Origin of the sequence: Imperialibacter sp., assembly GCF_040222385.1 — a bacterium.
In the GTDB taxonomy this organism is placed as follows: Bacteria; Bacteroidota; Bacteroidia; order Cytophagales; family Cyclobacteriaceae; genus Imperialibacter.
The window spans coordinates 28348-52110 of record NZ_JAVKDF010000004.1; the positions used below are offsets into that span (position 1 = coordinate 28348).

Below are 23763 nucleotides of genomic sequence, written 5' to 3' on the forward strand. Positions count from 1 at the left end.
CCTATTTAAACTACTTGTTATTCAGTAAACTCTTAGCAGCCAGGATGCTTCAGTCAAGCAGTTCGTAGGCTATCTGTGGTTTCCCACGTTCGCCCCCCTGCATCAGCGCAGTAAATTTCAGTTTGTAGTAGTTGCCGCTTGCGTCTTTAATGATGTAAAATCTGTCTTCATGTACAGCTGGTTGACTTCCACCGGGCCCGCCGGTTACTCTCCAGGTTGAACCAATCGCCGCCTGACTTTCGCTGAATGCTAGGCTGGCTGCGTTGCTACTGCTAAAATCCTCATAGCTTATTGTTTCTGTCAGCACCATGGCTGTTTCCACTCCGGCTACATTCTGCAATACTATGTCCTGGAAGTAGTAAGGGATAAGGCCACTGCCAAAATTGGTGGAATTCATGAAGCCTGTCCAGGCAATGTCCCACTTGTCTTTGGCTGGTTCTACATCCACAACGCCATCCTCAAAGTGTGCGTAAACGAATTGCTGTCCTTCCACTTTGTCTATTTCTATTTCTTCAAAAGTGGTAGCGGAAATGTCGGCATACTGAAGCAGGTAGCCCTCTGCTGTTTGGGTTATCTTAATTTTTTTCCATCCTCTTGATTCGCCTACAGCACCCGCAGCAGCTGCCGGTGCTTCTCCCCGGTTAATGATGTACACAACGTTTTCGTCAGCCGTTGCTGAAATTTCTGCTATGGCCGTTTTGTCCAGGTCACCACTTGGGTCGTCGATCCAGCCAAAAGCATCGGTAGAAAAGGCGTTGATGCTCATAGCAGCCGCAAAGCCAACTGTATCAGCAGCAGTTACTTCTGAGAGATATGTTTTCTCCAGGGCTTGGGCAAACATGGTAACCGATGAATTGAGAATTACTTTGAAGTCGGCTCCCGAATAGAAGCCGAGATCCCAACTGTCCCGGTTCACTGCTGTTTGGCGGTTGGCACTCAGGTCAATGAATACCTTGTTGGGATAGGTAGTACCTCCTCCGTCAATGTCTATCTGGCCTTGTGTCGCCAGTATCTCCGCAAAGCTGAGCGTCATGGTGGCGGTGGTGCCAGGCAAAAGCCCATCGCTGGAAGTAGAGAGGGTAAATGTGATGACCTCATCCCCATCGAAAAGAGCTCCATCAACCTTAGAAACAGTGAAGGAGGCTTCCTGAGCACCTTCTACGGCCGTTAGGGTGATTGCATTGTTGCTGGCCGCAGGCGTAGTTGTGAATTTGGTTCCGTAGGCGATGTTTTCTCCGGCAAGTTCCACCGTAATACTAGCTGTTGTCACATCCAGGGCTCGTGAAAATGAAAGAACTACTTCAAGTTCGCTTTCATCTTCAGTAATGCTTTGTTGAGCCGATGGAAAATTGACAAGATTGTCGGGAAGAGCTGGTTCATCATCACCGCATGCTGTTAAAATAGCCATCGAGCATATTGATAGGACAAAATATTTGGCCTTTATCCAATGTGTAATTGTATTCTTCATCTTTAATTTTAATTAGACTTATTATAAATAGATTTCTAAATTTTTTTACTCTTGTTTACTTGTTCAGGTTAAAACTCAGCCCCAAAAAGTAAGATCTTCCATAGCCAATTGGCCTCGCTCCGCCCGTACTGTGGGTTCCGCCCGTATCGGTGGACGTGTTGTTTACATTCGTCACGTTGAGGAGGTTTCTCACTCCAAGTGTGGCATTCAGGTAGCCGAACAATTCCTTTCTGGCGGTGAAATCCATCATATGGTATCCGTCTATTTTGGCCAGTCGAATAGCCTCAGCACCGGTATCGTCTGTGCTCACTTCATAGTTGGGCAATGAGCCGGTGTATTTGTAGAATACATTGAAGGTCAGCCCGGCAGATTCCAGTTGATAGGTGGTTACCAGGTTCGCTTCAGGCGTCCATGTGAATTCGGGAAGCTCACTATCGTCTTCTATTAGTTGGTTGTATCGCCCGGTATAGGAAACCCCCACTTTTACTTCAAGGGCCTTGCCTGTATAGGTGGTGTTCCACATAAGTCCCTTCGTTTTAAACTTATCAATATTGATGTAGGTAGTTATCAGACTGTTGCTGGGTTTCTGTCCGTAGCTAATCATGTTATCTACTGCGTTAAAGAAACTATTGAGTGTCATGTCAACCCTCGATTTGGCTGTGCTCATCACCTTCCAGCTAAGTCCACCATTCACACTGTTAGATAGTTCGGCCTCCAGGTCGGGGTTTCCTTCGATGGAATGGCTGGCGTCGTAGAAGTTGAAGTACAGTTCTCTCAACGATGGTGCCCTGAAGCCTCTTGCGTAGGCAGCCCTTAGTACCAGGTTGTCGGTTAACTGAAACTTAGTGTTGATGGAAGGAACTGCTGGCGGTGCCTGGTACACCGAGTTTTGAATGACCCGAAAGCCAGGCCTGATGCTTATTTTGTCAGTTGGGGTATATTCAGTGGAAAAGAAGAAAGCATAGTCGTTCAACCAGGGAGCGTCAGCGCTGATTCGGCCACCTTCTCCCTGTTCCAGGTTAATATCGTAGCCCGGCTGAAACGACCACTGAGGTGAAAGGCTGTATTGGAATGTGCCCCTTAGACTAATACCGTCGTACGAAGATACATCTTGCAACCCTGCACCAAGGGCCAGCCTTACATCGCCAGTCTCCTGATCCACTGTGGTTGTAAGTGTGCGTCTGCTAAAATTGATAAGAGAAACAGCGCCGTTGTAGCTCAATTTGTCAAATAACCTGGTTTGGCCTTGTAGCTGGTGGTTGAACCTTTTGGTGATATACTCCTGATCAAGTGCCTCGCCACCATTGAAAACGCCCGGGTTTTGGATAGACTCGTCCAGATAGTCGAGCTTGTAGAAAATGTTTGATTTATCATTTCTGAAGCCGATGAGCCCGCTGCTCAGCCATTGGTTTTTTGGGTGCCATTGTTTGTCCCGGCCCGTGGCATTTCCCTGCCAGCCATAAAACTGGTTGTGGCTTAGCCTTGCCTGGGTATACACTTTGCCCAGCTTATAGCCTGCCCCCATGCTTTGATTGTGAACGCCCTTGTCGAATCCGTATTCCGACCCGGCAGACTCTTCCTGTATCCGGGCATCCAATGAAAGCTTGTCGTTCTCCGGCTTTTTGGTAATAATATTGATGACTCCTGCCAGCGCATCAGCACCATACACTACCGACATGGGCCCTTCCACTATCTCTATCTTCTCGATGTTGTTGACATCTACCTGATTAAGGGCACCCGAATTGGAGGTGCCCTCCCTTGTAATCAAAGGCATGCCGTCTATCAAGACTTTGATATTCTGGCCGCCAAGTCCTTGTAGCGTCATACTCGACTCACCAAGAGCCATGTCCTGAGAAAACCTCACATTGAGTTCCGTCTGCAGCACGTCCTGCAAACGATTAGCTCCTTGTGACTGGATTCTTTCCATAGCAATGGTTCTTACCTGATACACCGATCTACTGGCTGATTGGGGTTCGAACTGGCCAGTGATAACAATGTCGTCCATCACATAACTTTTCAGGCTGTCCTGAGCCGCCAGGCCGAAATGAACAACGAAAACAGAGATGACTAGAAGAATTATTCGCATCCCTATAGCTTTGGTAGTGAGTCGACTAGTTGTTTCCATGCCTCCAATTCAGGAATGCCTGGTTTTCTAAGGCCAAAAAACTGGGCAATCATATTTTTCCCGGCGTCAAACACTTCTATGCTGGTAACATTGCCTTCTGACGTGGGTTTGCGCACTACCCAGGCAGTTTGGCTGGCCTCCAGCTTCAGGTGCATGTTGAATTCCGGGTCAAGGACATTGAGCCATTTTTCCTGGCTTTCGAGAAGGCGGATCGTTTTTACCTTTCCTTGCTGTATTTGCAGGTTGCCCCGGTTGCCGGCAAAAATCATGATGGGAAGTTTGGTGCTTGCGGCAGTTTCGAGCACCTGCTGCAGGTTGTCGGTGCTTATGGGGTAACTGAAAGTGCCATTGGCAATCTCAAGCGCCTTGTAGCGATGCACGTTGTGCCTTTTCAGCATGCCAAAGAAGTCGTGGGTATCTTTTAATTCACTCCATTCTTGAAGAAAGGCGGGTTTGTCGATGGAGTCTCCAAAGGTGGGTTGGCTGTAAGGCTCTACCGTTTGCCCCGGCTCCTGGTTGTCGGAGCGGTAGTCTTCAACAATTTTCAGAAAGGCGTCGTTGTTGCTTTTTTCCTGCAGGTAAATTTTTGTGATCGCCTCTCCGGCCTTATCGAAAATCTGCAAGCTGGTGAGGGTTCTGTCGCCTTTGGTCATTTGGTGGGCAAACCCCACATGCCAGGCGCTAAAGAAAACACGGGTTTCGATAGGGCCAATCACCGTTCCCATAGCTCTTTCACCTTCGCCAAAAGTTTCCACTTTTTGGAATTTACCCTTGTGCTCCAGCACACATGCGTCGTTTCTGGTTAATGACATCACGTAGCCAAGCTCTGGTAGCCGCTTCAAAAAGTCGGGCCAGCTTCGTTCCGGGGTGGCGTCCAGTCTTATGCAGGTCGGGCCTACTTCTGTTGCCAAAAGTTCTGCTTCACTTACTCCCAGCTCCTGAGCAGCATTTCTGATTCTTACATTTGGTTGTGCGGCTTGAATCTCCTCCCAGGCTTTTTTTAGAGCCTGAACATCAGTTTTATCAATCGTTAAGTTTTCCATTATCTGCTATTTATAGTTTCGTTCAAAAGGGATGTAGTTTCAAAAGGGACGGAACCCTTTGTGTATATCATAGGTATGTCGCTATTCTCACCGTAAATCAGCTCAACAGGGTAGGAAAATGTATGCTCGATCATTTCCTTTCTGAGCATAAGTTGACTAGGGCCCTGCCCCACTTCTTTCCCGTTTTTCATAAACAGAAAGTAGTCGGCGTACTGAGCGGCAAGGTTGAGGTCATGTATCACAGCGGCCACTCCATATCCACGTTCCACACACCTTTGCCGAACTATGTCGAGCAAGCCATGCTGCTGTGCTATGTCGAGGCTTGAGGTCGGTTCATCTAACAGCAGGTAAGTCGGATGCTCCTGCTGGTCGTGCAATTGAGCAAGTACCCTGGCCAGGTTCACTCTTTGCTGCTCGCCACCCGACAGTGTTTGGTAGACTCTGTGCTTGAGGTGATAAACATCGGCCTCCCGCATCACTTCCTTTGCGATCTCTTTGTTTTGGCTGTTGGTAGTGTTATGAGGAGTTCTTCCGAGCATCACCACCTCTTCAGCGGTAAAGGCCAGGCTCAGGTGTGTTTTTTGCGGCAGCACTGCTCTTGTCAATGCCAACTCCTTTGAAGTATAGGTGGGCATTGCCTGACCGTTGATGCTGATTTCTCCGTCGTCAGGGAGTATGTCCCGGCATAGCGCTTTCAAAAGCGTTGACTTGCCGGCGCCATTAGGGCCGACAATGGCAGTAAACTTGCCTGGGAAAACGGCAACCGACACCTGGTCGAGTATTTTCTTAGGGCCTACAGAATAACTTATGTTTTTTCCCTGATACATGAGAGTCCGGTTAAATCTGAATTCTTTTTTTTCTGACTGAGGCGAGCATCCAGATGAAAAATGGCGTTCCCATTAGTGCTGTGATAATCCCGATAGGGAGCTCTGTAGGAGCAACAATTGTTCTGGCAATCATATCTGCTACGGTAAGCAAAATGGCACCGCCTATGGCTGAAGCCGGAAGTATCAGTTTGTGATCCGGGCCAAATGCCATGCGCAGAATGTGAGGAACAACCAAGCCAATGAACCCGATGGCACCTGCCATGGCAACCGATGCGCCCACTGCCAGCGCACTGAGTAAAATGATGCGATGCTTGATTTTTTCTACTTCCACTCCCAAATGACGGGCTTCGGATTCTCCCAAAGCGATGGCGTTGAGCGACTGACTTTGCCCGATAAGGGCGACGGCAGGGAGCACAATAAGCCAGATAGTGAATCCTATTTTATCCCAGGAGGCACCACTCAGATCGCCCATGCTCCAGAAGGTGAAGGAACGCAACGCTGTTTCGTTAGAATGGAAGATGACGATGCCCATGAGAGCTGCGCAAAGGGCAGTGATGGCTACACCTGCAAGGATGAGGATGGTGACGTCGGTTTGATATGCACCTTTGCTGAATTGGTAGGCGATGTAGGTGGCAGCAAGGCTGCCTGAAAAGGCGGCCACTGGAAGCAGCCATGTTGTAAGGTCCGGAGTTAAAAACAAAGCGATGCCAGGGCCGAAAACCAGGACAACGACAGCCATCAAAGCCGCTCCGTTGGAAATACCGATGATGCCGGGCTCCACAAGCGGATTTCTGAATAACCCTTGCAATGCAGCACCTGAAATACCCAGTGCGCCACCAACTGCCACGCCAAGTACCAGCCTCGGAAGACGGATCGACAGCAAAACTGCCGAATCTCTTGAGCTGACATCTGCCACATCGAGTCCCAGGTTGTGAAGGAGAATATTAACAATTTGACCAACACTGATGCCCAGGGCACCCACACGAAGCGAAATGAACATAGTGCACACAAGCAGCGCCACCAGACTGCCTAATATCGCAGTATGGGTAGTGAAGTTGCTTTTAGCTTTCATTGCCGGAAGGGTAGCCACTTGCATAGGTTAGTTGCTTTGGGCCACGTTGTGCGCTGCCAGCTCAGGGTGAATGCTAGTTGCTAGCTGAATAGCTGCTTTTCCTACCCCGGGCCCAAAGCCTGACAACCAAAGTCCATCCATAGCAAGGATTTGCTTTTTTTCTCCTGCCGTGGTTTGCATCAGGCCCTGTATTTGAAGTGCTCCTTCCACGCCGCCCAGGCTTTCGAGGCCACTGTCAAAAAACAAAATGTAGTCAGGATTGGCTGCCACCAGGGCCTCTGGTGTTAGTGGTTTGTAGTCGAATATTTCGTCAACAGCAAACTGCGCACCGGCCATTTTGATGAGCTCCTCGGCAAATGTGTTTTTGCCGCAGATACTCAATGAGCCAAGCCCACGTGCATACACGAATAGCACCCTCGGTTTCGTGCTGGTTTTGCCAATCATCGAATCCAATAGATTGAGGTCTTGCTCCAGCGTGACAACCAGTTGCTCTGCTTCCTGCTCCTTATTGATAATTTTACCTATGTCAGCTATTATCTTTTTGGTGGAAGCGACGTTGAGTTCATGTTTGAACGTATGAACTGGCAAAGCTGTCGCTTGCAACTGGGTAATAACCTCGGCGTTAATATGATCCTCCTCAGCCAACACAATATCAGCATCCAACGACAGCACGCCTTCGGCTTTGATGCCAGTGCGATAGCCTACCGAAGGAAGGTCTTGCAGGCTTTTAGGTCGGGTGCTTGTTTTATCAGCCGCAATAATCTGATCACAACTTCCCAGTGCACAAACGACCTCAGACAAAGTCCCTCCAATGCTAACTATTTTTAGTGATTCCTTTTCGGGAGCTGAGTTTTCTGTGCTCTCCGATGTTGTATTTGCTGGCCCGCATTGGCTGAATACGAGCAGGCACACAGCCGAAATGCCAAATAGATTGATATGCTTCATTTATTTAGAATCATTTTAAATAATAGCAAATGTAGGCCGGGGAGATTGGGCTGTCAATCGCTTGATTGAGCTTAAATAACTGCTTCTTTAAGTACAGGGAGTGCTTTTAGTAGGGATTGGCGATAGCTAGTTTAAGCTATTGGTGCTATTATTCGGAGGGGATTGCTAAATGTTTTCAATTAAAATTTACATTAGCCATTTTTGAAATGCGGCGCTTCTTTGCGCATTGGACGTTTGACAGGAGCCAATGATTCATGTATTTATAGCCCAACAAATGCCCAGTTTATGAGCTATAAAAATTTTCTTATAGCTCACCCAGGTATGGCGAGTAAGTTTATTTTTGACTGATTGAGGAAATTAAACAGTAATAAGCTTCTCCCGGATGGCCTTCACCACGAGATCCACAGGAGTCTTCACGTTCATTTTCTTCAGGATATTTTTTCGATGGGCGTGAATGGTATGAGGGCTGAGGTGCAGCTCCTCTCCAATTTCCTCTGTCGACATGCCTTTTGCTATAAATCGGATAACCCCGATTTCTCTTTCAGAAAGCTGGTTTCCGGGAAGCTGGTCGTCGGGCGCATTTACTGGCAGGAAAGCCTCCATCACTTTGTTGCAAACAAATTTCTCCTGATGAACTGCAGCTTCAAGGGCTGCCAAAACTTCTCGCTGACTACAGTTTTTGGTGATGATGCCAATGGAGCCCAATTTGATCAGTGGCTTTAAGTCTTCCTGATCGATGCGGGAAACAAGTAGGAGAGGGTATACTTGAGGGTTGTCGGTAAGCACTTTTAAGAGACTCGCCGGATTCAGGTCTTTCACCCCATATGGGTTGACTATAAGGATGCCGGACGGAAATTTTTTCAGGACGTTGCTCAATGCAACACTGCTCTTGGCCGTTTCTACCTGTGCGGTTTCAAAAGCTTGATGCACCAGGTATAACAAGCCGGCGACGGACAATTCATGTGTATCAGCTACGATTATGTTAGGTGCAGACATCAGGCATTTTATCCTCAGTCTGCAAATAACAGCAAGTCCCTTGAGAAATTAAAGTTTATTTAGACTAAATATAAATAATTGACTTAACAGGTCAATTTTCAGGATGAAGTTACAGCACCAATCCAGTCTATTTGCTCGTCATTCTGTAGGTAAGGGCGCCCGAAGGACATTTTTTCACCTGCTCGATAATTTCTTCACTTGTTCCGCCTTCAGTTTTGATCCAGGGACGCTCCTTGTAATTAAACACTCCGGGCAAACCTCTCCAGCATTTTTCCGAGTGCTGGCACTTTTCAGCCTGCCAAATGATGGTTACCTCTCCGTTACTGTACTCTTTTATGTTGTCGGCCATATCAGTTTAGTTAATTTCTGTGTCTATTGGGTTAGCTTTTGAGAGCATTTTGTGAATGGGGCAGCTATTGGCCACAGATGTAAGTCTTGGTAGCTGTTCCTGGGTGTAGCCAGCCAGCACTACCTTTCTCCTGAAGGTGCCCACGCCATCAACCGTTTCATACACTACGTTCACTGATTTAACAGAGGCCTCCCACCCTTTGTGCTGAATATACATCTGCAACGTGATAGTGGTGCAGGCAGCAAGGCTTGCACAAACAAACTCTGAGGGTGTAGGGGCGGTATCTCCCCCTCCTTTTTCTTCGGGTTCATCGAGCAATACTTCGTGCTGGCGGATTTTCGCACTCACCTGAAAATTTGTGCCGTTTGGGGTTGCTGTTGCTTCTGCCATGGGTGTTATTTAAATCTTGCTTTATTTGTTTCATTCATCAAGTCATGATACTCGTGATGCTTTTTCAAAAATGCCACCACGAACGGACAAAGTGGCACCAGCTCCTGGCCCTCCTTCCTGATCATGTCCAGTGCTTCTTTCACAATCTTACTGGCCACTCCTTTTCCTCTCAATGATGGATTTACCTCGGTATGAACAAGGAACATTTGATTGGTTGATTTCTTGAACGTGTATTCTATCACAGACAGAACACCGTCAATCTCTAACTCAAACCTCTTTTTGTCGGGGTTATTGATAGTCTTATAAGCGTCCAGGTTCATAACACGTCTCTTAATTCAGGGTTTTTATCAAATACGGATCTGGCAAAAGGACAAAGAGGAATAATGCTTATCTTCTTTTCTCTTGCGTAAGCTACGGCGCTTTCTACCATCAGCCTACCTGCACCCTGGCCACGCAATTCGCCGCCCACTTCGGTGTGGTCAATAATGATACGATCTGTGCCAGCTTTGCTGTAGGTCATCTCGGCCATTTTGCGACCTTCCGATTCTATGTAGAATGATCCTTTTGAGTCTTCTTCCCGTTGTTTTACTTCTAGCATGGTTGTAAGATATTAAAAAGGCTGGCAGAATAACCTGTCAGCCTTCGGTGATTTAATTCATTGGCACTTCCATGAGCAACACTTCGGCATTGGAGGCGGCGGTTAACTTGCTATGGTCGGTTTCCCAAACTCCGAAGCCATCTCTTCTGCCTAGTTTCTGCCCGTCCACTTCAACATCGCCTTCCAGAATAAAGTAGTAGAGGCCATTGCCTTTTCCTTTCACCTGATAGTCGAGCGACTTGCCGGCGTCAAGCTTGGTCATGCTAAACCAGGCATTTTGGTGTACCCACACACCCTCATCATCCGCATTGGGCGACAACACCTGCTGCCATGCATTATGGTTTTTATCGGCGTCAAGGGTGATCTGGTCATAGCGGGGTGTCACATCCTTTTTGTTGGGGAACATCCATATTTGAAGGAATTTCACCTCTTTGTCTTTGTGGAAGTTCTTCTCACTGTGGTAGATGCCTGTGCCGGCACTCAGTACCTGCACATCTCCCTGCCTTATCACCTGTTTGTTGCCCATGCTGTCCTGATGCTCAAGGTCGCCCGACAACGGAATGGAAATGATTTCCATATTGTCGTGGGGATGAGTACCAAAGCCCATGCTGCCGCTTACTGTATCATCATTCAATACCCTCAGCACACCAAAATGTACCCTTTCAGGGTTGTAGTATTGGGCAAAACTGAACGTATGATAAGAGTCTAACCAACCGTGGTTGGCGTGGCCTCTGGTGTTTGCCTGATGCAAAACGGTTTTCATTTTCTGTTCTCCTTTCCGAGCTGAAGTTAGAGAAAAATCCTCTGTTACATCAACTCAAGATTAGTTTATATGTATGTACATGTAAATACGAGCTTCACCAAAAAATGTTGTTTTTAATATCGTTTTAATTTGAGGCTTAATCCTTTTTCATATCTCTGTATTATCATGAGTTTTTGTGGAATAATGGCGTTAGTACGTGTACTTTAGATTCACTAAGGTGTAATACCGAACAAAAGACGAATAGTGTGAACATACTACTGGTAGAAGACGAAGCAAAGGTGGCATCATTTATCAAGCAGGGGCTTGAAGAGCAGGGCTATGTGGTTGACCTGGCTACTGACGGGCAAATGGGGCTAACCTTATTTCTAAAGGGGTCTTACGACGTCGCAGTTCTGGATGTGATAGTCCCCTTTATCAGTGGGGTAGAACTTTGTCGGGCGATCAAGAACAATAAACCTTCACTGCCGGTAATCATGCTCACTGCGCTGGGTACCACCGAAGACAAAGTCAATGGTTTTGAGGCTGGTGCCGACGACTACCTGGTCAAGCCCTTTGAATTCAAGGAATTGCTGCTGCGGCTCAAAGCACTTACCCGCAGAAGTCAGAGAGAGGAAGTAGTCTCACATGTGTTGACAGTGGCCGACTTGACCCTTGATCTTGATAAAAAAGTGGCTCATCGGGGAAATAAACAAATAGACCTGACGGCGAAGGAATTTGGATTACTCGAATACCTGATGAGGAATAAAGGCAGAGTAGTGTCGAAGATCGATATTTCGGAGAAAGTGTGGGACATTGATTTTGACACTGGCACCAATGTGGTGGAAGTATATATCAATATCCTGAGGAAAAAGATAGACAGGGACTTTGAGGACAAGCTCATCCATACCCGGATAGGGATGGGGTATATTTTTGAAAAAGCCTAATGCAAATCAGGGACAAGCTCACCTTCCTTTTCTTGCTTATAGTGGCGCTGATCATGGGCGCTTCTTCCCTGGCGATCTATTACTTATCGGCTCAGTATCGCAAGCAAGAGTTTTATGAAAGGATAGAGAACAAAGCCAGAAATGTGGCCAAACTGCTTATTGAAGTGGAGGAGGTGGACGCAGAGCTGCTGCGGAAGATTGAGGAAAACAACCCGGTGAGTCTGCCAAATGAAGAAATAACTATTTTCGACTACCAAAACCAGGTGCTTTATAGCTCTGAGGGAGAGCAAACGGTAGCCGTAAATGAGCCACTGCTTAACAGGATCAGGCTGGAAGGAGAGGTGAGGTTTGTATTTGGCAATCAGGAGGTGTTGGGTGTACTTTTTACTGATCAATACGACAGGGTGGTGGTGGTTGCTTCTGCCACCGATATTTTTGGGTACCGAAAGCTGGACAACCTGCGCAATGTGCTTTTCATAGTCTTTGGTGCCGGCTTACTCTTCACTTTTGTATCGGGTCGGATTTTTGCCCGTCGAACATTAAGCCCCATTTCACGGGTGATCGCTCAGGTCGATGCTATTGGTATCAGTAACCTGAGCAGCCGGGTGGACGAGGGAAACCAAACGGATGAACTGGCTCACCTGGCTGGTACATTCAATGAAATGCTCGACAGGCTGGAAGAGGCCTTCAAACTTCAGAAGAACTTCATTGCGAATGCCTCGCATGAGTTGCGGACTCCTCTTACGGCTATCACTGGCCAGCTTGAAGTAACCTTGCTGAACGACAGGACTGCCGAAGATTACAAACGCACTGTAAATTCTGTTCTTGATGACATTAAGAGCCTGAATTATCTGTCCAACAGGCTGCTGCTGCTGGCACAGGCGAGCTCTGAGAGTGTTGAAAGCTCCTTTGGTTCTATAAGGGTGGACGAGGTTCTCTGGCAAAGCGCTGGTGAGCTCCAGAAAAGAAATCCATCATACAAGGTCTCAATATCGTTCAACGAGGATTTGGAGGACGATCAGATGACCATCGTAGGCAATGAACAATTGATAAAGACTGCTTTGCTCAACCTGATGGATAATGGGTGCAAATACTCTGACCCTCATGAGGTGCAGGTAAACGTTGAACCAGACAGAGGACAACTGGTGTTGACTTTCCGGGATTTTGGCATCGGCATAGACGAAGAAGAACAGGAGTTGATTTTCGAGCCCTTTCACAGGGGAAGCAATGCCCAAAACATCAAAGGCCACGGCATTGGACTGTCGCTGGTGCAAAGAATAGTGAAACTGCACGAGGGAACGTTGACACTTATGTCAAAAAAGGGCAAGGGCAGCACTTTTACCCTAACGTTTCGGGTCAAGAAAAAAATTTAATACCATTTTAATCTCGCACTAATAGGGCCTTTAGGTGACCGTCGTACAATTGCATCATAAACACCAAAAGTATGAGCGAGTCATCATCAACATCGAGAATTAAAGTCACAGCTTATGTAATAGCCGGACTTTTGTTTGTAAGCCTTTTTATTGGCGCCCACTATATCACCCTGAACAAGGAGGCGGTTGTCAGTCTTAACGAGGAGAAGCTTAAATCTGAAGCATTGCTTTCAGAGAAACTTCAACTTCAAAAAGAGATTGATAAGTTTAAAAAAGAGATAGCCTCTCTGACAGGCAAAAACGCTAATCTTGATCATCTCCTGGCTCAGGCGAACGATAATCTGGCTCAGAAGGAAGCGCAGCTAAGCCAGATTAAACGGAGCAATGGTTCCATAGCAGAGCTGAACAGGCAAATAGCTGAGTTGAAAGCTTTGAAATCAGGTCTCGATTCGCAAATTGCCAGCCTTAACGGAGAAGTTAGCAAGCTTCGGGATGAAAACGGCAACCTGAGAAAAGAGAATGCCAATGCTAATGCCATGATTGCTCAGTTGGAAATGGACAACAAAGTCCTTACTGAAAACATGAGCCTCCTTACCGCTTTGACCGAGGATAACCTTGTGCTTGTTACCAAAAAGAATGAAAAATTAACGGTAAGAGCTAAGAAAGCCAAGAAAATCAACTTCGTGTTCGACGTGCCCCAGAGTGCGCTTGGTGGCCTGGAGTTCAAAGTAGTGTCTCCTGGTTCAAAAGTTTATTCCAAAGCTGATGGCACTGTTTCACATCACCTCTTGCAGGGAGATGGCAATCCTGTCGCAAGCCTTGGGGTTTATCCGGGTCAGTTTGAAATGGTTCAAAGGGTAGAGATGGTTTTTACACCCAAAGAAAAATTGACCACCGGAATTTACAAGATCGAGGTGTATAACAAAGGTACTAAGCTGGGTCGTATGCAGGTGAAGCTGGATTGACCCGAGAAAGATAATATAGGTTGATTAGGTTAGGTTCCTGATTGAAAAGCGCCGGGTTTCCCAGCGCTTTCTTTTTTTTTAACAGTGTCTTGAGTTGCCAGTGAAATTGTTGAGGGCGAAGGTTGTTCAAACCTTTTTGGCTATTTGACAGTTTTTATATCTTGTTTGAAGTTCCTGTATTGATTATACCATCAAATGAATATTCTATTAATAGAAGACGAGCCAAGTGTGATTTCGCTTATTCAGAGAAGCTTTTCTTCCTCCGGCTATAACACGAGCGTAGCTATGGATGGTAAAACCGGTCTCCAAATGGCGTTGAATAATGATTTTGACTTGATTATATTGGATTTGATGATACCTGTTTTGAGTGGCATGGAAGTTTGTAAAAACTTCAGAAAAAAGAATTCGCATACGCCACTGTTGATGCTTACGGCACTCAGTACCACCGAAAATATTGTGGCTGGACTTGATGGAGGAGCCGACGACTACATGACTAAACCCTTTAAACTTGCCGAACTGAATGCCCGTGTGCGGACGCTAACACGCCGACCTGGTGCTCGGCCTGACGAAGGAGACAAGTTGATATTTTCTGACATTGAGCTGGACAGGGCTACAAAAATAGTGACCCGGGCAGGAAAAAAAATATCCCTGACGGCCACCGAATTTCGGCTACTCGAATTCCTTCTCGCTAATAGGAATAGGGTACTGTCCCGAATGGAAATTCTTGAAAACGTGTGGGATATTAATTTCAATTTGGGCACCAATGTAGTCGACGTATATATCAACTATTTACGAAAAAAAATTGATGCAAATAGTGACAATAAGATCATCCATACGGTGTTCGGAATGGGTTATGTCATGAGGAGCGAAGAATGAGCATTCATAATAAGATATCACTGATAGTTACGGGTATTACCGGAGCGATAATTCTTTTACTGAGCATCTTCATTTATATTTTTTCGGAGAGGAGCACCTTCGAGATGTTTTTTCACCGACTGGAAGTAAGGGCGGCCATCATTGGACACGCCTACCTGGAAGATGATGAGAGCAATGCCGCAATCTATCATACAGTCAAGGAAAGACATCTTAAAAACCTGCCCGACGAAGATCACTACATTATTGAGTTTGCAGACGATGGTTCGGGGATGAAACTGGCACAAAAGCCAAACCTGCCGTTGGACGACCTTTTTTACCAGGAGCTTTTACGAGAAGGCAGAGTGCGTCATTTTTCTAATAACGTCTTTTACGTTGGAGAGTTCATCAATGAGGGGGGGAAAGACATTGTGGTGGTTTCCGAAGCGGTGGACACGCTTGGAATGGAAGAACTTGCTTACCTGAAAAAGCTATTACTGTTCGGCTTCTTCGGAAGTATCATCGTTACCTATTCTTTGGGTAGAGTTTTCTCAAATCAAATATTTAAACCAGTAAGGGAGATTATTGATAAGGTGAAGGGAATCAGTGTTTACAATTTAAATGAACGCCTTGAGGACACCAAAAGTGATGATGTTGTAGCAGACCTTACGCATACATTTAACGACATGCTTATTCGTCTGCAAATGACATTCGAGATGCAAAACAATTTTATCAGTAACGCTTCGCACGAATTCAAAACACCGCTGACCATCATTGCTGGAGAAGCGGAACTTGGTCAGGATGAGGGCGAGCTTTCTGATAGCATGAGGCAGTCTCTTGAGGTCATTACCTATGAAGCAGAAAAACTTAAGGAGTTGATAGATGGGATGCTGGCCATTGCTCAAACGGGCTTTGACGGCGTAAAACAACATTGGGGTGAAGTTCGGCTTGACGAAATCATTCTTTCGGTGAAGAATACGATTAACAAAATTCATTTTAATAATAAAGTAGAGGTAGACTTTGGGAGTCTGCCTGCCGACAATAGCAAATTGTGTTTGGAAGGTAATGGTACCTTGCTGAGGGTTGCGCTGAGCAATATCGTTATGAACGCATGTAAGTATTCTGATAATAACAAGGTGAGAATTAGGGTGACTACGGACGACAGGCGGATATATGTTCAGGTGAGTGATCAGGGTATTGGGATTCCCGAGCATGACTTACCACAGGTATTTGTGCCGTTTTTCAGGGCATCAAATACACATAAATATCAGGGACATGGTGTAGGTCTTCCGCTCGCCAACAACATTATAAGGATGCACAAAGGCCATGTAAATGTAAAAAGCAAAGAAGGGCAGGGCACCACTGTCATAGCCTATTTCCCCCATTTAATGGAAGCAGCACTCTAATCACATTCTAATAGTGTTCTTAGCAGATTGTAATCTGAATCTTAGCACATCTTAATTCTTCAATCGCAGTTTTAGAAAAATAAAATGCGATATGAAAACTATTCTTGTTCCTGCAGATTTTACTTCCAATACGATTAAAGTGGCTCAAGAGGCCGTTCAAGCTTTCGAATGCGATATCCGCTTACTGTTTGTTCACGCTTTTAATATGCCAGATAGCGAACAGGATTTGCTTTTTGGGAGTTATAGAAATGAAAACAGAAAATACGTTTCCCCTGAATTTTTGAAGGAGCTTGAAGACTTGAAAGATGTATTTTCCTACAAGGTAAAGAACGTAATAGTTGATTTTTTTTACGGTACCACCCCAATGCTTTTTTCAAGTTATCTAGACTATTACGACGTGTCATTGATTGTTTATTCTTCTGAGCAAAGTTTTGGAGACTTGTCCGCCAATAGCGTCGACATGAGGACTTTGATCAGGCAATCGGAGTGTAAGTCGGTGGACATCGATTCTTCGGCTATTTTCCAATCCCTTTCAACTCCATTTGCCCGGATTTAGTTGGCTTAGATCTCAACCGTTAAACGAAGCATATGTTACTAAAGGGAAGTATTCCTGTTAAATACATCGTTGGGAAAATCAAGTATGAGATTTTGGTTGTTATGGGCTATGGCATCGCCATCGAAATAGTTTACCAGAATTATCATATTTCAGAAATTTCCATACCGATGACGGTTCCAACGGTGTTGGGAACTATCATTTCATTACTACTTGCTTTTCGGTCCAACCAAGCCTACGACAGGTGGTGGGAGGCCAGGATAATCTGGGGAGCTATTGTAAACGACAGCCGGACACTTGCCAGGCAGGTGTTGTCGTTGGTAAATGAAGACATTGATCCGGACTCATCCCGGAGATTTCAGGAGAGGTTTATTCATAGGCAAGTGGCTTGGTGCTACGCCTTGGGTAAGGGGTTGAGGAAAGACAATCCCTTCCCATTTGTGGAAGGCCATGTAAATGATGATGAGCTTGAGTCTCTGGCGAGCTACGACAATGTGCATGTAGGGCTTACCCTTCTCCAGTCTATTGATTTGCGAAACGCCTATCAAAAGGGATGGTTGAACGATTTTCAGCAGGTTGAAATCGATAAAACTCTTACCAGGCTGTGTGACTCTATGGGAAAATGTGAACGCATAAAGAACACTGTTTTTCCTTCTACTTACAGCTTGTACATACATCTTGCTCTGCACTTCTTTATATTACTATTGCCCTTTGCTATGCTCGATCTGTTTGGTTTTTTCATGGTTCCAATTCTTGTAGTGATTGCTGCATGTTTTTTTCTCATAGAAAAAATGGCTATCCATCTTCAGGACCCTTTTGAGAATAAGCCGACTGATACCCCAGTGCTGGCAATTTCGAGAAATATTGAGCGTGACTTGAAACAAATGTTACGTGAAAAGCATATTCCAGAGTCGATGCAGCCCAGGGCGTTCTACATCTTATAGCACAATCATCAGGAGTATTTAATTAAAAGCTTGCAGGAAAATCAAGCGATTCGGTTGGTAGAGTACAACGGCGGAATTTTTTCGCCGTTGTTTTTTTTCGCCAATCGGTAGCAATCTTCGAACGCTACTTTTCGACTACCGGCATCCTCATCCAATAAATGTCTCCTCTTCCATTGCCCTGAGAGTTGAGTTGCCTGACAAATCCTTCGTAACTTAGAGAACCTTCGATCTGATCGGAAGACTTGACAATCTCGCTAGTAAAAAAAAGCCACTGTCCGTCTGGCGAAACGAAAGGACAATAGTCGAGTCGTGGGCTGTTGATGGTCGCTCCCATATTAACGGCTGGCAGCCACTTGCCCCTAGCATCTTTTCTGCTGATGTATAAGTCGCCACCTCCCTGGCTGCCTTCCCTTTGCCAGGAGCCGAAAATGATGAACCGTTCGTCCGGGTCAACGAAGGCATTGTATTCATCGGTAGATGAATTGACAGCAGAGTCCATGGGCTGCGGTGTGAGAAATTGCCCGTTTTTGAACCTGGAAAAAACGATATCTTCTCCGCCCATGCCGCCTTCTTCCAGCCTCAGTGTGAAATAAAGGGTGCCGCTTTTAGCTAAGGATGGATAATACTCATGGCCTTCGGAGTTCACAGGCGTCCCCATATTTTTAGCTTCCGACCAGCTGCCATCCTTTTGTTTTTCTACATACCAAATATCAAAGTCTTTGTCGGGCCCACCATTTGTTAGCGACCGCCTTGAAGCAAAATAAAGCTTCGATCCATCGGGTGAAAACGCAGGTTCAATATCATAGCTATCGCCAGAAAATGAAGCAATCGCAGGGGCTTCCCATTGCTCTCCACTATACTTACGCATCACTATCACACTCTTTTGGGCGCCCACCAGAGAATAGTAGATTTCAGTTCCATCGGGGGAAATCGCAAAATCTCTTTCATTGTTGCCAGTTGAGACTTTCGCAGGGGCAAACATTTCAGGAGTGGTGCCTGGCTTTGCCTGGCCAAGGTATTCCCACGGCTTTTCGGGCTGTGATTTACAACCGACAATCAGTGCAAACAGAAGCAAATAACGGCTCATGGTGATAAGTTTAGTGACGTTAGGTTAATTCCTGCTGCGTTTCTTTCGGGCAGCCTTTCTTAGAACAACCCACTGGCAATCGGGCCGTATTTCGGCAAAGGTTCCTTTTATGTGCAGTCAGGCATCGTACACGCAGGAGTGCCGCTATTCATTTCAATACTTTTGAGAATTTTATTTCTGACAACTGCGTTAATTTGCAATGCATATGGTCGGCAGTAAGAGTTTTGCGTGACATAATAGAAGAAGATTGATGAATAACGGAGCAGTTGCGGCCACCATGGCCAACGAAACCACCAACAAAGCCACATTTTCTATTCTGGTGGCCCTTAGTATTTCACACCTGCTGAACGACACCATGCAGTCGCTGATCCCATCCATTTACCCAATGGTGAAGGACAACTATCAACTCACGTTCAGCCAGATTGGCTTGATTACACTTACGTTCCAGTTGACCGCCTCGCTGCTACAGCCTGTAGTGGGTGCATTTACCGACAAGCGACCGCAGCCGTTCTCGCTGGCCATAGGAATGGGCTTCACACTACTAGGACTTCTGGGCATGTCGATGGCAGGAAGCTTTACTATGATTCTTGTTTCAGCGGCTTTTATAGGTCTCGGGTCATCAGTTTTTCATCCGGAAGCCTCCCGCATGGCGCATATGGCCTCTGGCGGACGCCATGGAATGGCTCAGTCGTTGTTTCAGGTAGGCGGCAATGCAGGAAGCTCCCTGGGCCCATTGCTGGCAGCACTGATTATTGTGCCGCTTGGGCAATTTCACGTCATATGGTTTTCTCTTCTGGCCCTGCTGGCGATGATTATATTGGCCAACGTCGGCAAGTGGTACAAGTTTCAGTTGGTGGTTAAGAGCAGGAAAGCCAAGCGGACGGTTGATGAACCCGAAAGGATATTTGCCCTACCTCTTAAGAAAGTAATCTGGTCGCTGACCATTTTGCTTTTGCTGATTTTCTCCAAGTATATCTATATGACCAGCATGAGCAGCTACTTCACTTTTTACCTGATTGAAAAATTCGGTGTTTCTGTAAAGGCCTCGCAGTTGTACTTGTTTATGTTCCTTTTTGCCGTGGCTGCCGGCACCTTCCTGGGAGGTCCAATGGGAGATCGGTTTGGTCGCAAGTATGTGATCTGGTTTTCGATACTTGGTGCGGCACCTTTTACGCTGATGCTGCCTTACGCCAGCCTCTTCTGGACGGGGGCATTAAGTGTAGTTATTGGCCTCATATTGTCATCTGCTTTTTCGGCCATCCTCGTTTACGCCCAGGAGTTGGTGCCTGGCAAAGTGGGCATGATTGCAGGCTTGTTCTTTGGTCTGGCTTTTGGCACCGCCGGCATCGGATCGGCTTTGCTCGGGGAACTAGCTGACAGAACAAGCATTGAATATGTCTTTACCATTTGTTCTTTCCTTCCCCTGTTGGGTATCATAGCTGTGCTCTTGCCAGGCAGAAAAGAGCTCCAGGCGGGTTGATGTTTGAGATGTTTGGCAGTGACCGGTACCGTCCGCTGGCGGGCAAATCAGCTTTGTGGCTAGAGGTAAAACAGCCGTAATAATTTGATTATCAATTAATTAATTTATGGAACGATGATTGCAAAAGCGCCAACAAAAGTAAAACACCTATCACTATGTTGACGAACTTCTTGAAATCGGCACTCCGCAACAGCCTGCGACACAGAGGCTACACACTGATCAATGTCCTTGGCTTGTCGGTAGGACTTGGCGTGTTTTTGATCCTCATGTTCTATATCAGGTATGAGCAAAGCTTCAACTTGTATCATTCGAAAGCTGATAAGATTTATAGAATTGTAGAAAGTGGGACTACTCCCGAAGCGGGAGAAGTGAAAACTATCTTTACAAACTGGGCCATGGGCGGGGCGTTGAAAGCTGAGTTTCCCGAGGTAGAGGACATCACCAGGGTGTTTATCTTTGGTGGCGCTATGCACTCAGTTGGTGAAAAGAAATTTCTGGAGCGAAATTATTATGTAGTTGAGAAATCATATTTTGACGTGTTCGACCACCGATTCACGGCAGGAAGCATCACCCAGGACGTTGGTAACAATGGTGTGGATCTCATCTTGACTCATTCGGCTGCCAAAAAGTATTTTGGCACGGAGAACCCTGTTGGCAAAATGATTGACTCTGACCGCTTTGGCTCCTGCAAGGTGGTAGCTGTAGTGGAGGATGTGCCAAAAAATTCAAGCTTTCAACCAGATTTCTTTTATCTCGCCGACATAAAAATGTGGAGCGAAAATTATCAAAGATATTTCGCCAGTTGGGAGCCTCGAAATTGCGGCACATTTCTGGTGCTGAACGATCAGTCGGCTGTTGCTTCTATCATGCAAAAGAAGGAGGCGTTTCTAAAAGACAATATGGGAGAGCAGTGGGAGACAAGGGATTTTGAGTTGCAGCCGTTTACAGATGTGCATCTTAGGTCTGTAGACATTGATACTCCCACACAGCATGCCAAGGGTAATCAGCAATATATCATTATTTTCGGACTCATAGCCGTTTTTGTGCTTGTCATCGCTGTCATCAATTACATCAACCTTGCGACTGCAAGAGCTATTTTCAGACGCAAGGAAGTGGGTATTCGCAAAGTAGTTGGTGCATCAAAGGGGCAGCTGATAAGCCAATTTTTAGTGGAGTCAATATTGGTTTCAACCGTCGCTTTAATTGCTGCATTAGGGCTTATAGAACTGGCACTTCCATGGTTCAATAGCCTTACTGAAAGAACTATCGAAATCCCTTATCTTCAACAGCCCTCCATCCTTGTGGCAATCTTCTGTGTGAGCGCTATAACGGGCATCTTTTCCGGCCTGGTACCTGCTTTCATTATTTCAGCGTATCAACCGGGCCAGGTGCTGGGCGGGCATTTTCAAAAGGTGGGTAATTTGATATCCCGAAAAGTATTAGTGGTCTTCCAATTCTCCTTGTCCATTGTTCTGATCATTGCTACCGCCGTGGTGTACAATCAAATGGACTATGTACAAAACCGGGATATGGGATTCGACAAAGAACGAAAAATGGTGATTGATATTAACTCAGGAAATGTTCGGAGAAGCTTCAGAGCCATGAAGAGCGAGTTTGCATCCCACCCTGATGTTCTGAATGTGGCGGCAGTCAGTCGGGTGCCAGGTGAGTGGAAATCACTCCCTGCTGTTTCCGTTACAAAGACGGCCGGCGAAGAACCCCAACTGATGCGGTTTATGGGTTTTGACCCTGATGCACTTGAGACATTTGATATCAAATTGAAAGTGGGGAACAATTTTTCAGGTAACGACCAGTTAGACTCTCTCCATGTTCTGCTCAACGAAAAAGCAGCAGCAATGCTCGGGGGTGAAGGCATCGTTGGTGAGAGGATTCAGTTTCACGACGGGGAAGAATCCATTACTTTTCAGGTAGTCGGGATCGTTGAAAACTTCAATTTCGAGTCTCTTTATCAGGAGATTGGCCCGATGGTGATCGGCCCGTGGAACAATGTGATAATGTCCATCGACTACTTTGTGCTCAACACCAAAGGTGACCCCTCTAATGTACTGGAACATGCAAGTGCCGTACATGATAAGTTTGCTCCTGAGGGTTCGATCGAATACAATTTTCTTGATCAACAGTGGGAACGGTATTATCGGGATGATATTAAGAGAGGAACCGTGTTTGCCCTGGCGGCTGGGTTGGCAATTTTAATTGCTTGTCTAGGCCTGCTAGGCCTGGCTAGTTTCGCAACGTCCTTGCGACTGAAAGAGTTTGGTATCAGGAAAGTGCTGGGAGCATCTAATCAGCAGTTGGTCTACCTGATCTCGAAAGAGTTTCTGTTGCTGGTGCTGATTGGTTTCGCATTGGGTAGCCCACTGGCCTATTGGCTGATGGACAAATGGCTTAGCAGCTTTGCCTATGCAGAAGGGCTTTCGATATCAACATTTGTAGTAACCGGACTTGCGGTTGCCTTGATAGCGTTGCTTACCGTTGGCTACAAGTCTTTGCAGGCTGCTCGCCGTAATCCGACCGCATCTTTGCGGAACGAGTAAATAGGCATTGACAGTTCAGTTTAGGGACGCATGCAACCCTTTGGATCGACTTATGTCTTTTCCCATAAACTGGTTAATTACTCTAAGTCAAAAACTATGAAATTACTCAAAAAAATAGGATTAACTGCGGCTTCATTATTTCTGGTGGTGGGAATGGCATTTGCCCAGCAGAAAGTCGACAGAACGTTCAGCGGCATTAATAAAGTAACTATGAGCATTTCCTCGGGGGATGCTTTTTTTGAGAAATCTACTGATGGCAAAGTATATGTGGAGCTGGAACATGATATAGATGATTACGAGCCTACCATTGAGCAAAAGGGTTCGACTCTTGTGATCAATGAAGAAAAGATGAAGAACCGGAGAAGTTGGAGCGGAGACTCAAAATGGACAATTAAGGTGCCGGATGAAGTTAACATCAGCTTTAATACAGGTAGCGGCGATGTGCAAATTAGTGGACTGATGGCCGACTTAAGCACTAATTCGGGCTCGGGTAATACAAGAATTGAAAATTCGAATGGAAAAATCAGGGTGAATACCGGGTCTGGCAATATCAGAGCCAGAGAGTCTAAAGGTGAGCTTAGCTTTAATGCAGGTTCTGGCAATATCGACTTGTACTCCGTCGACGCTGAAGTGAGCGCCAATGTGGGAAGTGGAAATGTGAGTGTCGAAAAACTAAAACTATCGGGAAGAAGCTCATTCAATTCGGGCTCTGGCGATGTCGAGGTTTCTTTGGCCACCACACCGGCTTACGACATATCAGTTAACAGTGGCTCAGGTGATTCAACGCTTGACTTTGAAGGGAACAAGATTGAGGGCGTGATAGTGATGGAGGCCAATAAAGACAATGGTGATATTGATGCTCCCTTTGATTTTGATAGCACGGAGGAAGTAGGAAATGGCCGCAATACAACAGTGAAGAAAACAAAGAAGATGGGGTCTTCTGATGTGAGAATTAAAGTGAGTACTGGCTCAGGAACTGCTGAAATCAAAAGCTAAACAGAAGCTTTTAATTGTGTAGAAATATGAATGTCAGGTCATGGAGCCTGACA

The 23763-nt window shown here is 46.0% G+C and carries 23 protein-coding genes; 10 read left to right on the plus strand and 13 right to left on the minus strand.

The genetic code is table 11. The annotated features are described in order from the left end of the window. Positions 1 to 49: 49 nt before the first annotated feature. From RIG68_RS00975 to RIG68_RS01030, 12 genes are all read right to left on the minus strand, one after another. Positions 50 to 1468, minus strand: coding sequence for an HmuY family protein (locus RIG68_RS00975; RefSeq protein WP_350117839.1), 1419 nt, complete (start codon positions 1466 to 1468; stop codon positions 50 to 52). A 55-nt stretch (positions 1469 to 1523) separates the two neighbouring features. Next, positions 1524 to 3554 carry a TonB-dependent receptor plug domain-containing protein gene (locus RIG68_RS00980; protein WP_350117841.1) on the minus strand — a complete coding sequence of 677 codons (2031 nt, stop codon included), beginning with the start codon at positions 3552 to 3554 and terminating at the stop codon, positions 1524 to 1526. 2 nt (positions 3555 to 3556) lie between these two features. Continuing rightward, the gene (locus RIG68_RS00985; protein ID WP_350117843.1) at positions 3557 to 4636 is read right to left on the minus strand and encodes a hemin-degrading factor; all 1080 of its coding nucleotides are present in this window, start codon (positions 4634 to 4636) and stop codon (positions 3557 to 3559) included. Continuing rightward, positions 4636 to 5463, minus strand: a complete 828-nt coding sequence (locus RIG68_RS00990; RefSeq protein ID WP_350069708.1) for a heme ABC transporter ATP-binding protein — start codon at positions 5461 to 5463, stop codon at positions 4636 to 4638. The genes RIG68_RS00985 and RIG68_RS00990 overlap by 1 nt, the downstream gene beginning before the upstream one ends. A gap of 10 nt (positions 5464 to 5473) precedes the next feature. Beyond that, complete coding sequence (locus tag RIG68_RS00995) at positions 5474 to 6535, minus strand: FecCD family ABC transporter permease (RefSeq protein ID WP_350117845.1); 1062 nt, start codon at positions 6533 to 6535, stop codon at positions 5474 to 5476. 27 nt (positions 6536 to 6562) lie between these two features. Beyond that, a complete protein-coding gene (locus tag RIG68_RS01000) occupies positions 6563 to 7480 on the minus strand; it encodes a heme/hemin ABC transporter substrate-binding protein (protein ID WP_350117847.1) in 918 nt (305 codons plus the stop codon). 357 nt (positions 7481 to 7837) lie between these two features. Further along, positions 7838 to 8476 carry a LuxR C-terminal-related transcriptional regulator gene (locus RIG68_RS01005; protein WP_350117849.1) on the minus strand — a complete coding sequence of 213 codons (639 nt, stop codon included), beginning with the start codon at positions 8474 to 8476 and terminating at the stop codon, positions 7838 to 7840. 127 nt (positions 8477 to 8603) lie between these two features. Beyond that, positions 8604 to 8825 (minus strand): (4Fe-4S)-binding protein, encoded by a 222-nt coding sequence (locus RIG68_RS01010; protein ID WP_350117851.1) that lies wholly within the window; start codon positions 8823 to 8825, stop codon positions 8604 to 8606. A 6-nt stretch (positions 8826 to 8831) separates the two neighbouring features. After that, on the minus strand, positions 8832 to 9215 hold the full coding sequence (locus RIG68_RS01015; RefSeq protein WP_350117853.1) for an OsmC family protein: 384 nt from the start codon (positions 9213 to 9215) through the stop codon (positions 8832 to 8834). A 5-nt stretch (positions 9216 to 9220) separates the two neighbouring features. Then, the gene (locus RIG68_RS01020; protein WP_151999018.1) at positions 9221 to 9535 is read right to left on the minus strand and encodes a GNAT family N-acetyltransferase; all 315 of its coding nucleotides are present in this window, start codon (positions 9533 to 9535) and stop codon (positions 9221 to 9223) included. Beyond that, entirely contained in the window at positions 9532 to 9813 is a 282-nt protein-coding gene (locus RIG68_RS01025) for a GNAT family N-acetyltransferase (RefSeq protein ID WP_350117855.1), read from the minus strand. Before RIG68_RS01025 ends, RIG68_RS01020 begins: the two co-directional genes overlap by 4 nt. A 52-nt stretch (positions 9814 to 9865) precedes the next feature. Further along, positions 9866 to 10576 carry a pirin family protein gene (locus tag RIG68_RS01030; RefSeq protein ID WP_350117857.1) on the minus strand — a complete coding sequence of 237 codons (711 nt, stop codon included), beginning with the start codon at positions 10574 to 10576 and terminating at the stop codon, positions 9866 to 9868. Positions 10577 to 10821: 245 nt separating this feature from the next. On the opposite strand from RIG68_RS01030, the gene RIG68_RS01035 reads away from it, so the two are divergent. From RIG68_RS01035 to RIG68_RS01065, 7 genes are all read left to right on the plus strand, one after another. Beyond that, entirely contained in the window at positions 10822 to 11499 is a 678-nt protein-coding gene (locus RIG68_RS01035) for a response regulator (RefSeq protein ID WP_350117859.1), read from the plus strand. Next, positions 11499 to 12872 carry a sensor histidine kinase gene (locus RIG68_RS01040; protein WP_350117861.1) on the plus strand — a complete coding sequence of 458 codons (1374 nt, stop codon included), beginning with the start codon at positions 11499 to 11501 and terminating at the stop codon, positions 12870 to 12872. The genes RIG68_RS01035 and RIG68_RS01040 overlap by 1 nt, the downstream gene beginning before the upstream one ends. Before the next feature lie 71 nt (positions 12873 to 12943). Continuing rightward, the gene (locus RIG68_RS01045; protein ID WP_350117862.1) at positions 12944 to 13837 is read left to right on the plus strand and encodes a DUF8429 coiled-coil domain-containing protein; all 894 of its coding nucleotides are present in this window, start codon (positions 12944 to 12946) and stop codon (positions 13835 to 13837) included. Between the two features lie 195 nt (positions 13838 to 14032). Then, positions 14033 to 14713 (plus strand): response regulator transcription factor, encoded by a 681-nt coding sequence (locus RIG68_RS01050; protein WP_151999024.1) that lies wholly within the window; start codon positions 14033 to 14035, stop codon positions 14711 to 14713. Then, positions 14710 to 16095 (plus strand): HAMP domain-containing sensor histidine kinase, encoded by a 1386-nt coding sequence (locus RIG68_RS01055; protein WP_350117864.1) that lies wholly within the window; start codon positions 14710 to 14712, stop codon positions 16093 to 16095. Before RIG68_RS01050 ends, RIG68_RS01055 begins: the two co-directional genes overlap by 4 nt. Positions 16096 to 16186: 91 nt before the next feature. Further along, a complete protein-coding gene (locus tag RIG68_RS01060) occupies positions 16187 to 16651 on the plus strand; it encodes a putative universal stress family protein (protein ID WP_151999026.1) in 465 nt (154 codons plus the stop codon). Positions 16652 to 16683: 32 nt separating this feature from the next. After that, positions 16684 to 17592 carry a bestrophin family protein gene (locus tag RIG68_RS01065; RefSeq protein WP_350117866.1) on the plus strand — a complete coding sequence of 303 codons (909 nt, stop codon included), beginning with the start codon at positions 16684 to 16686 and terminating at the stop codon, positions 17590 to 17592. A 124-nt stretch (positions 17593 to 17716) separates the two neighbouring features. Here the strand turns inward: RIG68_RS01065 and RIG68_RS01070 are convergent, their stop codons facing one another. Further along, positions 17717 to 18679 carry a hypothetical protein gene (locus tag RIG68_RS01070; protein ID WP_350117868.1) on the minus strand — a complete coding sequence of 321 codons (963 nt, stop codon included), beginning with the start codon at positions 18677 to 18679 and terminating at the stop codon, positions 17717 to 17719. 250 nt (positions 18680 to 18929) lie between these two features. Between RIG68_RS01070 and RIG68_RS01075 the strand changes: the two genes are divergently transcribed. The 3 genes from RIG68_RS01075 (at position 18930) to RIG68_RS01085 (ending at position 23710) form a co-directional block, all read left to right on the plus strand. Then, entirely contained in the window at positions 18930 to 20159 is a 1230-nt protein-coding gene (locus RIG68_RS01075) for an MFS transporter (protein ID WP_350117870.1), read from the plus strand. Between the two features lie 155 nt (positions 20160 to 20314). Next, a complete protein-coding gene (locus tag RIG68_RS01080) occupies positions 20315 to 22714 on the plus strand; it encodes an ABC transporter permease (protein WP_350117872.1) in 2400 nt (799 codons plus the stop codon). 96 nt (positions 22715 to 22810) lie between these two features. Beyond that, the gene (locus RIG68_RS01085) at positions 22811 to 23710 is read left to right on the plus strand and encodes a DUF4097 family beta strand repeat-containing protein (RefSeq protein WP_350117874.1); all 900 of its coding nucleotides are present in this window, start codon (positions 22811 to 22813) and stop codon (positions 23708 to 23710) included. Positions 23711 to 23763 lie beyond the last annotated feature (53 nt).

Excerpts from the sequence above, each read along its gene's own strand:
- RIG68_RS00975 (WP_350117839.1), bottom strand. The coding sequence starts at position 1,468 with ATGAAGAATACAATTACACATTGGATAAAGGCCAAATATTTTGTCCTA.
- RIG68_RS00980 (WP_350117841.1), bottom strand. The coding sequence starts at position 3,554 with ATGCGAATAATTCTTCTAGTCATCTCTGTTTTCGTTGTTCATTTCGGC.
- RIG68_RS00985 (WP_350117843.1), bottom strand. The coding sequence starts at position 4,636 with ATGGAAAACTTAACGATTGATAAAACTGATGTTCAGGCTCTAAAAAAA.
- RIG68_RS00990 (WP_350069708.1), bottom strand. The coding sequence starts at position 5,463 with ATGTATCAGGGAAAAAACATAAGTTATTCTGTAGGCCCTAAGAAAATA.
- RIG68_RS00995 (WP_350117845.1), bottom strand. The coding sequence starts at position 6,535 with ATGAAAGCTAAAAGCAACTTCACTACCCATACTGCGATATTAGGCAGT.
- RIG68_RS01000 (WP_350117847.1), bottom strand. The coding sequence starts at position 7,480 with ATGAAGCATATCAATCTATTTGGCATTTCGGCTGTGTGCCTGCTCGTA.
- RIG68_RS01005 (WP_350117849.1), bottom strand. The coding sequence starts at position 8,476 with ATGTCTGCACCTAACATAATCGTAGCTGATACACATGAATTGTCCGTC.
- RIG68_RS01010 (WP_350117851.1), bottom strand. The coding sequence starts at position 8,825 with ATGGCCGACAACATAAAAGAGTACAGTAACGGAGAGGTAACCATCATT.
- RIG68_RS01015 (WP_350117853.1), bottom strand. The coding sequence starts at position 9,215 with ATGGCAGAAGCAACAGCAACCCCAAACGGCACAAATTTTCAGGTGAGT.
- RIG68_RS01020 (WP_151999018.1), bottom strand. The coding sequence starts at position 9,535 with ATGAACCTGGACGCTTATAAGACTATCAATAACCCCGACAAAAAGAGG.
- RIG68_RS01025 (WP_350117855.1), bottom strand. The coding sequence starts at position 9,813 with ATGCTAGAAGTAAAACAACGGGAAGAAGACTCAAAAGGATCATTCTAC.
- RIG68_RS01030 (WP_350117857.1), bottom strand. The coding sequence starts at position 10,576 with ATGAAAACCGTTTTGCATCAGGCAAACACCAGAGGCCACGCCAACCAC.
- RIG68_RS01040 (WP_350117861.1), top strand. The coding sequence starts at position 11,499 with ATGCAAATCAGGGACAAGCTCACCTTCCTTTTCTTGCTTATAGTGGCG.
- RIG68_RS01045 (WP_350117862.1), top strand. The coding sequence starts at position 12,944 with ATGAGCGAGTCATCATCAACATCGAGAATTAAAGTCACAGCTTATGTA.
- RIG68_RS01050 (WP_151999024.1), top strand. The coding sequence starts at position 14,033 with ATGAATATTCTATTAATAGAAGACGAGCCAAGTGTGATTTCGCTTATT.
- RIG68_RS01055 (WP_350117864.1), top strand. The coding sequence starts at position 14,710 with ATGAGCATTCATAATAAGATATCACTGATAGTTACGGGTATTACCGGA.
- RIG68_RS01060 (WP_151999026.1), top strand. The coding sequence starts at position 16,187 with ATGAAAACTATTCTTGTTCCTGCAGATTTTACTTCCAATACGATTAAA.
- RIG68_RS01065 (WP_350117866.1), top strand. The coding sequence starts at position 16,684 with ATGTTACTAAAGGGAAGTATTCCTGTTAAATACATCGTTGGGAAAATC.
- RIG68_RS01070 (WP_350117868.1), bottom strand. The coding sequence starts at position 18,679 with ATGAGCCGTTATTTGCTTCTGTTTGCACTGATTGTCGGTTGTAAATCA.
- RIG68_RS01075 (WP_350117870.1), top strand. The coding sequence starts at position 18,930 with ATGAATAACGGAGCAGTTGCGGCCACCATGGCCAACGAAACCACCAAC.
- RIG68_RS01080 (WP_350117872.1), top strand. The coding sequence starts at position 20,315 with ATGTTGACGAACTTCTTGAAATCGGCACTCCGCAACAGCCTGCGACAC.
- RIG68_RS01085 (WP_350117874.1), top strand. The coding sequence starts at position 22,811 with ATGAAATTACTCAAAAAAATAGGATTAACTGCGGCTTCATTATTTCTG.